This window comes from Dethiosulfovibrio salsuginis, assembly GCF_900177735.1.
Taxonomy (GTDB): Bacteria; Synergistota; Synergistia; order Synergistales; family Dethiosulfovibrionaceae; genus Dethiosulfovibrio; species Dethiosulfovibrio salsuginis.
The window spans coordinates 321,586-331,173 of sequence record NZ_FXBB01000001.1 but is presented as its reverse complement, the minus strand read 5'-3'; the positions used below and the strand labels follow the sequence as shown (position 1 = coordinate 331,173).

At 53.3% G+C, this 9,588-nt stretch carries 9 protein-coding genes, 1 tRNA gene and 1 riboswitch; all 10 genes read left to right on the top strand.

The window, feature by feature from the left end; all coding sequences use genetic code 11:
• Window positions 1-583: 583 nt before the first annotated feature.
• Window positions 584-1,609, top strand: a complete 1,026-nt coding sequence (locus tag B9Y55_RS01695; RefSeq protein ID WP_085543611.1) for a GGDEF domain-containing response regulator — start codon at window positions 584-586, stop codon at window positions 1,607-1,609.
• Window positions 1,610-1,645: 36 nt separating this feature from the next.
• Window positions 1,646-1,733 (top strand) — tRNA-Ser (locus tag B9Y55_RS01690).
• Window positions 1,734-1,853: 120 nt separating this feature from the next.
• Window positions 1,854-2,882, top strand: coding sequence for a hypothetical protein (locus B9Y55_RS01685; RefSeq protein ID WP_085543610.1), 1,029 nt, complete (start codon window positions 1,854-1,856; stop codon window positions 2,880-2,882).
• A 27-nt stretch (window positions 2,883-2,909) separates the two neighbouring features.
• Window positions 2,910-4,010 carry an FtsH protease activity modulator HflK gene (gene hflK / locus B9Y55_RS01680; RefSeq protein ID WP_159448187.1) on the top strand — a complete coding sequence of 367 codons (1,101 nt, stop codon included), beginning with the start codon at window positions 2,910-2,912 and terminating at the stop codon, window positions 4,008-4,010.
• Window positions 4,011-4,021: 11 nt separating this feature from the next.
• The gene (hflC, locus tag B9Y55_RS01675; protein WP_159448186.1) at window positions 4,022-4,873 is read left to right on the top strand and encodes a protease modulator HflC; all 852 of its coding nucleotides are present in this window, start codon (window positions 4,022-4,024) and stop codon (window positions 4,871-4,873) included.
• A gap of 11 nt (window positions 4,874-4,884) precedes the next feature.
• Window positions 4,885-5,027, top strand: a riboswitch (cobalamin riboswitch).
• Between the two features lie 94 nt (window positions 5,028-5,121).
• Window positions 5,122-5,997: a sirohydrochlorin cobaltochelatase gene (locus B9Y55_RS01670; RefSeq protein ID WP_085543607.1), complete on the top strand. Its 876-nt coding sequence runs from the start codon at window positions 5,122-5,124 to the stop codon at window positions 5,995-5,997.
• Window positions 5,998-6,068: 71 nt separating this feature from the next.
• Window positions 6,069-7,058 (top strand): FecCD family ABC transporter permease, encoded by a 990-nt coding sequence (locus B9Y55_RS01665; RefSeq protein WP_085543606.1) that lies wholly within the window; start codon window positions 6,069-6,071, stop codon window positions 7,056-7,058.
• Complete coding sequence (locus B9Y55_RS01660) at window positions 7,055-7,816, top strand: ABC transporter ATP-binding protein (protein WP_159448185.1); 762 nt, start codon at window positions 7,055-7,057, stop codon at window positions 7,814-7,816. The genes B9Y55_RS01665 and B9Y55_RS01660 overlap by 4 nt, the downstream gene beginning before the upstream one ends.
• Window positions 7,801-8,655, top strand: coding sequence for an ABC transporter substrate-binding protein (locus tag B9Y55_RS01655; RefSeq protein ID WP_085543604.1), 855 nt, complete (start codon window positions 7,801-7,803; stop codon window positions 8,653-8,655). Before B9Y55_RS01660 ends, B9Y55_RS01655 begins: the two co-directional genes overlap by 16 nt.
• Window positions 8,652-9,545 carry a hypothetical protein gene (locus B9Y55_RS01650; RefSeq protein ID WP_085543603.1) on the top strand — a complete coding sequence of 298 codons (894 nt, stop codon included), beginning with the start codon at window positions 8,652-8,654 and terminating at the stop codon, window positions 9,543-9,545. The genes B9Y55_RS01655 and B9Y55_RS01650 overlap by 4 nt, the downstream gene beginning before the upstream one ends.
• The last annotated feature ends 43 nt before the right edge of the window (window positions 9,546-9,588 follow it).

Below are 9,588 nucleotides of genomic sequence, written 5' to 3'. Positions count from 1 at the left end.
TGGTCCTGATGCCCTTCGGAGACGGCTATATGTGGGCTCCAGCCGCCGGACCTGCGGTTGCAGTTGTGCAGGTCGTGCAGGCTAATCCGGTCTCTGGGCAGGGTTCTATGAGAGTCGAGCCCTCCTGGTATACCTATTCCCTTCCGAACAACCCTTAAGGGTATCTCTAAAAACTCTAATCCTCGGAGAGATCGTTCCGACGGAGCCCATTTGAGCCCGTATACTCGACATGCCGTCGTGTAGTCGAATGGGGCGACAGGACGTCGCCCCAAGCCGAGGGGGCACAGGACGTGCCCCCCGAGGCGGTTCGTACGAAACAGGCAGATCGAGTATACGATTGGGCGAAACAGGGCGTAGGCGGAACGATCTCTCCGAGGGGACTCGAAAGTGAGTTTTTAGAGGTTCCCTTAAGTTTGTACAGCCATAAAAGAGGTGGCGATATGGGTCTCCCATGTCGTTGCCTCTTTTTTTTTATTTTCGCACAATAGACAGCCTTTCTCCCTGATGGTACAATTTGTGCCGAGTTCAAAAGTCTTTTTAGTTAGGCAATTTATTTCCTCACTTTATCTAAGGAGGCCTCGGTATGGTTCTTGAAGAAGACCTTCAAAATCCCTTTAAAGTAGTGATAGCCAGCGACTCGAGGCTGGAGAGAAGTATCCTCGTCGACGGTATCGAGAGGGCTTTTGATAGATCCCATAACTACATCGTCGAGATGTGCTCCAGAGGGGACGATGCCCTTGAACGTATTATATCCACTAAACCGGACATGGTCTTCATAGATTGGGTACTGCCCGGGATGGAAGGCCCTGAGGTCTGTCATAAAGTTAGATCTACGAATAAAGACAACGACCAAGGGTACTGTTACATATTCATCACTACGTCCAAAGGAGACAGAAAATCCATCGTTCACGGATTGTCCTCCGGTGCGGATGACTTTGTAACTAAACCCTTTGATACTGAGGAGATGAACGCCAGGATCTCCGTAGGTATCCGGTTTATAAGGGCCTACAGAGAGCTATGGAGGCAGAAAGAGGAGATAGATAAACTGTCCAGAACCGACGTCCTGACAGGTAACCTCAACAGGCGATCCATAATGTCCATCTTAGGCGGCGTTTTAGAAAAGTCTCAAAGGAACAACAACCCTGTGGCTATCTGCCTTTGCGATATAGACTTTTTCAAAAAAATTAACGATACCTACGGACACCAGGCAGGTGACTTCATTTTAGCTCAGGTCGGTATTCTCTTCGACGAGGTCGCTGTGGATACCGGAGCCGTCGGCAGATATGGAGGAGATGAGTTCCTTTTCCTCTTCCCAGGAATGGATTTTTTCTCCGTCGCCAAGGTGATAAAAAAGCTCTACGACAGGGTAAAGAAAGAGATATTCGTTTTTGACGGAATACCGCTTAAGGTCTCCCTGTCCTGCGGTGTCGCCTATCTTTCCTGCTTTTCCGGTAAAAGCCTTTGGACCTCTGGAGGGCTTATAAAGGTGGCCGATGACGCCCTCTACGAGGCTAAAAGAAGAGGCAAAGGTCGGGCTTGTTCCTGTGATGGGATAAAATGGTCGGAAAAGCAAAAATCTGATCCAGAGGTTTTTCAGGACCTTGCCTGATCGGATAAAACGTGATAGAATCTCTTTCGTTGAAGCGGAGAGGTGTCCGAGTGGTCGAAGGTGCTTGCTTGGAGTGCAAGTGTGCCGCAAGGTACCGAGGGTTCGAATCCCTCCCTCTCCGCCACTACTTTGTTTAATTTAAAAAGGCCCTGCATATGCAGGGCCTTTTTTGCTATACTTTAGACAGGTATACTAGTCTGTGTTTTTCGTTAGCTGCGTTCAGTGATGAGAGGAGGTTAAGAAAATGTATTCTAAGTTCAAGTCTACCGTATCTACCCTAATAGGTCTGTTGGCGGTGTCGATGCTACCTGTGCTAGCGGTGGCTCAACAGCCTCAGATCGGCGTAGAGCAGCTGGAGAGATACAAGGCGCTGAGCCCGGAACAGAGGCAGAAGATAAGGGAAATTATCGGTGCAGAACAGGCGGCTCATCTAGATCGTTTGCTAGGTGGGTCAAACCAGACGAGCGGAGGGAATAAGCAGGCCACGATCACCGCAGGGGTGCCAACCAGGTTGACCTATACCGTAGTGGTTCAAAACCTCTCCGGCGTTCCGGTGGTAGACCCTGTGGTCAAGGATAACGGAAATATCCTGAAAAACGACGAAGCGGTAAAGACCGGAGGAAACCAGGATCACGTCCTCGACGTAGGGGAGACCTGGACCTGGACCTACCATGTCGACGTTACTGGCAAGGTAGGGGAGAAAATACTCAACTCCGTCACAGTTCAAGGGCCGGACGACCAGAACAGGGACTCTGACTTAGGGAATAACTCCGATAGCACCGAGGTCGTAGTCCTTCCTCCTCCTGGAAATTACGATCTTTCCGTCACGAAATCGGTATCGACGTCCGACCAGTCCGGGCCAGGAGGGCTTCCTAGCGATAAGGACACGGAAAAACGGGACGACGTTCTGGACCAGTGCAACACCTGGAAACAGGCAAAAAGCGGAGGATACCTGGGGACGAAAGATACCTGGGATATCGGTACCCTCCCTCAGGGAACAACCTTCGACATTCGTTACGACGCTCTGTCGGTTCCCGACAGATACGTGGTTCAGTATCCTGCCGGCGTTACGGTGTTCGATTCAGGATGGAGAGGTAGCCAGTCCAGACTGGATCAAAAGGCCCATCTGTATCCTGGAGGCCTTGCGGGACCTGGAAAAGGAGAGAAAATGGGACTATTCACCAAAGGAGCGTCAAACTCTATGGTGGTCGTAGTCTACGGTCCAGAGGAAGGGACCAGATGGCACTACGAGGTAAGGGCGAACTGCCCTTAACCGAGATTACGTTAGGATGTGATGTGTTTGGATTGGAGGGTTCTTCTGCTTTTTGCCCTGTTGTTTGCCCTTACCAGGCTGAGCAAAAAGCTGAGAGATGGCAGGATAAAGGATGTCTTTGAGGCAAATAAGGCTAAAGGATTCGACTGGGAGATGCCCAGGCCCCCTAAGATGGGGGCCTGGGGGAAAGGTCTTCTAGGATCGATAGTGGTGGTTGTTATCCTGTTTTTGGGGCTATCCAAGTCTTTCTACATCGTTCCATCAGGATCTATGGGAGTTGTTTTCAGGTTAGGGATCGTCTCTCACGTGGCGGATCAGGGACCTCATCTGAAGATCCCCTTTGTGGACCATGTAGAGGTGGTCAACACCGAGAATATCCGCCGTCTTGAGTACGGTTACAGAACTGTTCAGGTAGGTCCTCCTGCCAGATATCAGGACGTACCTGAGGAATCCAGGATGCTGACCAGGGACAATAAAATCGTCGAGATAGACTGGGTATTGCAGTACCAGATATCCGATCCGGTGGACTATATTACCCACATCCCGGAGGATCGGGCCTACCGTGAAAAGATGATAAGGGATTTGGCGGAATCCTACCTCAGGGAGGTCGTCGGTTTTCGTATCCTGGACGACGTGCTGACCAAGGAAAAACAGGCTATCCAGACGGAGGTCAGAAAGGGCCTTCAGGAGAAGATGAACCAGCTCTCCACCGGAATCTTCGTCTCCTCCGTATCCCTTCAGGACGTGGTGCCCCCTAAGGCGGTCCAAAAATCCTTCAACGCCGTCAACTCCGCTAGGGCGGAAAGGGAGAGGATGATACTGGAGGCGGAGCGTTATGCAAAGGAAGTGCAGTCCGAGGTAATAGGCGACGTCGAAAGGGTAATAAACGAGGCCAACGCCTACGCCTTCAGGCGGGTTGCTCTGGCGGAAGGGGATGTGGCCAGAATACAGGCTCTTACCGAATCCTACAGGATAAACCCGAACTTGGTTCGGCTGAACCTATGGATGGAGACTATGACAGACGTCTGGAAGGATATGAATCCGACTTTTATCAGCTCCTCCGAGGTGCTTAAGATACTGCCTCTCGATCGTATTCTATCTTTTCCCTCCCAAGATGGACAGAAATAGGAGGTATGGAGATGAAATATAAAAAAGCCATTATCTACGCTGTCCTTCTGGTCCTGCTGGGACTGTCTTACGACTCCTTTTACGTCATAAGACAGGACGAACAGGCGGTCATACTGAGGCTAGGAAAGATCGTCGCCACCAAAAAATCCCCAGGCATATCGATGAAAATACCTTTTACCGATACGGTGGTTAGATACACCAAAAGGCTCATAGAGTACGATGCAAGCCCTGTGTCGGTGGTCATGGCGGACAAGAAGAATATCATATTCGACTCTATCGCTATATTTCAGATAACCGATCCTGAGGCCTTTCGAAGAAGGGTCAGGACCATTTCGGCGGTCCAGCAGAGGCTCGACGATTCGGTCTACGCAGCGGTAAGGGCGGTTGCTGGTCAGATAACCTTCGACGATATCCTGTTTCTCAAAAGGGATGAGGCGGAGGCGGAGGCCTTGAGGATCGCTGCGGAGGAAAGCGAAAAGTACGGAGTTACCGTCAGGACCGTTGAGTTTAAGCGACTCTATCTCCCTCAGGAAAACGAGGACGCCGTCTATCGTTCTATGGAGGCCGAGCGTAACCGAATGTCCGCCCAGCTTATATCCGAGGGAAGGGCGGAGGCCATGAAGCTCCGATCCGCCGCCGACAGGGATAAAGTAGAGATACTGGCTTCCGCTATGAAGGAATCGGAGGAGATCAAAGGGGAGGGGGACATGAAGGCCCAAAAGCTTCTGGCGGACGCAAACCGCTCCGCTGCCGGTCTGTACGACTTCATGAAAAAACTGGAGTTCTACCATCAGGTCCTTCCCGGCAGAAACGTCATAGTGACCGCCGGAGACGGCGTTTTCGACGGAATGAATGTCCCTTAGCGGCTATACCACTTTTGTGCTATACTTCTGGTCGAAAAGTAATATCCGACGTCCTGTAATCAGGGAATCCGGTTAGAATCCGGAGCGGCCCCGCCACTGTAAGTCCATCCTCGATGGGCGAGCCAGATCGCTGATACAGAGGCGATGTGTACCTGCGTGGGCGGAGGATCACATGATGTCTAAGAGGACTCTGTGGCGGTTGCCTAAGGGTCCTCTTTGTCATAATCTATCGGAAGGTGATGTTCGATTTGAGAAAAGGCGTTCTAGCGGTTCTGGTTTTGTGTTTTACGTTATTTTCGGGTTTAGCGTGGGGAGATGATTCGGCGGTGGAAAAGAAAGGCGTTTTGATGGTGTCCTTTGGGACGACGGTTCCCTCTGGGCAGAGGGCTATCGATAATCTGCACTCGACACTTAAGTCCTCCTGTCCAGGTGTGGAGGTAAGACTGGCCTACACGTCCAATATAATACGCCGTAAACTGGCGAAAGAGGGAGTGGATATCGATAGCCCTATGATCGCCCTGTCAAAGATGAGGGACGAGGGCTTTACCGACGTCGTCGTGGTGTCCACCCACATCATCCCTGGAGAGGAATACTGCGATCTACAGGCGGTTGTAGATGGATTTCGCTCAATAGAGGGCAAATACGGCTTTGACCGGCTGGTTCTCTCCGAGCCCCTTCTCTACAAAGAGGAGGACTTCAAGGCGATGGCGGGATTCCTGAGCAGGACTTACGGTTCAAAGGTGGACGAGGATAGCGCCGTAGCCCTTATGGGACACGGCTCTCCCCACTTCGCCAACTCCGCCTACGGTCAGCTTCAGGTGGTGCTCGACGATCTTGCTCCCGGCTTTATCGTCGGCACTGTGGAGGGAACTCCTGAACTGGACGACGTCGTGAGCCGCCTCAATCACCGTAAGGGGAGAAAAGTTACCTTGGTCCCCTTTATGATGGTCGCCGGGGACCACGCCACCAACGACATGGCGGGCCCTGAGGACGATTCTTGGTCTACCGTCCTTAAAGGTGAGGGTTTCAGAGTGTCCTCCGTCCTAAAAGGACTGGGAGAGTACGACGAAATCGGTGCCATGGTCGTTCGCAAGTTTCGCTCCGTCGCAGGGAAAGGTTTTTAGAACTCGATTATAGTTCGACGTCCGAAGGATCTTTTCCCGGTCCTTCGGACGTTTTTTTGAGGTGATTTCATATGATGTTAATCGATCCCAAGGGAAGGGATAGAGCCTATTGGATCCTTTTTCTCCTCCTCTCCGTCTGTCTCGTCGGGGTTTTTTTGATACGAATGACCTCAGGGGAGATGGGGTTATCGTCATCTCAGGTCCTTCTCTCCCTTTTTTTCCCGGACAGCCAAGGAGTTCAGGTTAATCTGGTGGTCAGGGATATCCGGTTGCCTAGGCTACTGGCCTCTGTAGGTGGCGGTGCATCTCTCGCCCTATCGGGGGTCATCTTACAGGCCCTTCTGTCCAATCCTCTAGCGGAGCCCTACACCTTAGGAATAGCCTCCGGTGCCGCTTTCGGTGCCTCTTTGGCTATCCTTATCGGGTGGTATGTGTCCCTAGCCGCCTTTTTAGGTGCCCTCGGAGCGATGGGGTTGGTGTCCCTTCTAGCCTGGAGGTCCGGCGGGTCGTCGGGACATACTATATTGGCCGGTATAGTGGTGGGATCCACTCTTTCCGCTGGCGTGACCTTGGCCAAGGCTTTGGCAGGTGAAAAGGTCGGTGGTATAGTGTTCTGGCTCATGGGAAGTTTTGCCGGTGCGTCCTGGGGAAACGTCCTGTTCGTCTGGGGAGGGGTCTTGATAACCTCATCTGCATGGTGGTTTTCATCCGATCTAGACGCTATATCCTTAGGCGGGTCTAATCCATCGGTGCTTGGGGTGGAGGAAAAAAAGCTGAGGGTGCTTTTATTGTCCACCTCTGCCCTGGCAACTGCCTCGGTGGTATCCTCCTTTGGGGTAATAGGCTTCGTGGGACTGGTGGTCCCCCACCTCATACGGATAATAATAGGGGCTTCTCACAGGTCGTTAATTCCTCTCTCCTTTATGGCTGGAGGTGTGTTGTTGTCCGTCGCCGACGGTTTCGCAAGGGGCTTAGGTGAGCTCCCTGTGGGAGTTCTGACCTCTCTCGTGGGAGGTCCGTTTTTCTGCTGGATTCTGATAAAAGAGAGGGGAACGTCTTGAACGGTCTGGCTATAGAGGATCTAAAGTCCCTCTACCCCGGTGGCGGGGGGGTTGAGGCCCTATCAGGTGTGGTCAATGAAGGAAGTATAACCGCCGTCATAGGGCCAAACGGAAGTGGAAAAAGCACCTTACTCAGGGCGATAGCTGGATTGATGGGGTTCTCCGGAAAGGTTAGGTTTAGGGATCTAGATCTGTCCAGGCTATCCAGGTCCGCTATGGCACGGACCGTAGCTTTTGTCGATCAGAGCCCTCAGATGGCCTACCCTTTCTCCGTTTTGGAGGTCCTCAGAATGGGGAGGTTGCCTTACGGCAGAAAGGAGCCCTACAGCACAGAGTCCGTCGAGAGGGCCTGTTGCGCCGCCGATTCTATGGATCTTACAGGGCTTCTCGATCGTCCTGTAACCCAGCTGTCCGGCGGCGAAAGGCAGAGAGTCGCGGTCGCCAGGGCGTTCGTTCAGGACTGCCCTGTCTTCCTTTTGGACGAACCCTCCTCCGCTCTCGACCCAGGCCACGGTGCTGCCCTGTTTAAACTGCTTCAGAGGGCCACCGAATCGGGGAAGGCGGTGCTGGTCACCGTTCACGACGTAAATCTGGCCGTCGCCTTTGCCGATAGCCTGTGGGCTATGAAAGGCGGCAAGGTTATAGCCCAGGGCGATCCCTGTCAGGTCGTTGACGGGGGGCTGCTTTTTCAGCTCTATGGCATAGAGTTCCACCGTTACGACGATGAAAGGGGAGGCTCTAGATGGTTCTTTCGCTGATAATAGGGTTGCTCTGTCTCTTTGCTAACCCGTCGGCCTCTATGGCTGATTCCCCAAAGGCGATATCCCTTTACGCCGGTCACAGCGAATCCCTGCTGGCTCTGGGCTACGGGGATAGGCTGGTCGGAGTCTCTCAGTCTGACGACCCCGATCTTTTCCCAGGCAGGGTGAGGTTGCCTGTGAGGTTTGATCCTGAGTCCATAATAGCCCTGTCGCCGGATCTCGTGTTGATAAGGCCGATGATAGAGACGGTGAACCGCAGGGCGGTGGATACCCTGAGAAGATCGGGCTTGACGGTGATCTCCATGGAGCCGTCGTCCTGGGATGGCCTTGAGGACTACGTCAGGAGGCTCTCCGAACTGATGGGGGGAGATGCTGTGGAGTCGGTTGCAAAGCTCCGGAGTGAGATATCCGAGCTTACCGAGATGTCCTCTGAGAGGCGAGGTGACAGGGTGCAAAAGGTTTACTTCCTGGAGACCGGAGAAGGAGGCGTAAGGACCTGTTCTCCAGCTAGCTGGGCGGCAGGGGTCCTCTCTCTGGCGGGGCTTGAAAACGGCGCACCGGATGCCGAGCCGATAAAAAACGGGAGCCCTCTGGCTTATTACGGCCTAGAGAGGCTTCTATCTCTGTCGTCGAAGGGACTGGACCTGTATATAGTCCAGAAAGGGACCATGAACGACGTGGACGAGGACGACGTAATCCACAGACCTTGGATGAAGGCCTTTAAAGGAACCGAATTGGTCTTTATCGACGAAAAAGACCTGACTCGCCCCTCTCTATTCCGTCTCGAGAAAACGGTCAGGATGCTGGTCGAGAGGGCGTACGGTGAAAAAAGATGACCGTCTCGTTCTACGGATTTGTAGCAGGGGAAGCCAGACTCACAGTCAGCGTCTTAACCGGGGTTTTCGTGGGATGGGTTATTGTCAAACTCCGAGTGCCTCAGAGGGCCTTAGGCAAAATAGGGCCCTTAGTCTGTCGCTGTGGGCTCCACCCCGATCTGGTGGTCGCCCTGGCCCTCAGCCTTGGGACTTCCCGAGTCGCTACAGGGATGATCGCCTCGGCCTACGAAAAAGGGGACCTAGACCGGGATGAGACCGTCTTCGGCACATTATTGCTCTCTTTTCCCGGCTATCTCCACCGTTGGGTGGGAACATTCGGAGCCTCCGTTGGACTGGCTGGGACCGCCGGGGCACTGTACGCCCTATCCCTTCTGCTGAGGAGCGTCGTCCGCTTCGCCTTCTTTCTGCATCTCCTAGTCAGAGCTAGAAAATCCTTTTCCTCCTGTGCCGTCCAGTGGGAAAAGGAGAAGCCCGTTCCTCCGTTATGGCCGATGATAAAAAAGACGCTCCCCTGGGGATGGGGAGCCTTTGCCCTGGTTTACTGGGTTATGCCGATAATAGAGCCCTACTTTTATCGTCTTGGAAGCTCCGTCCCTCCGGTGCTCCTCTCCGTCGCTCTTGCGGGGATCGCCCACAACACCGCCGCTCTAGCCGCCGCTGGAGCGGGACTTTCGGCGGGGGCCCTCTCCGTCGGTGACGCCGTTTTCGCCCTTCTGCTGGGCAACCTGCTGGGGACATTCTCCAGGGTTATAAGGCAAAACCTGGCCTTTTGGGCTGGCGTATTTCCCGGAAGGATCCTGGTATCTCTGATGCTCTGGCATATAGGGACACTGGTTCCTCTGATGGTCCTTTGGGTCTTTATAGCCGCCTTTTTTTGCGAGGTTGTATAACCAGGCCAGGTCTGGTATAATCCCTCGGTGTCGGAAGGCCTCC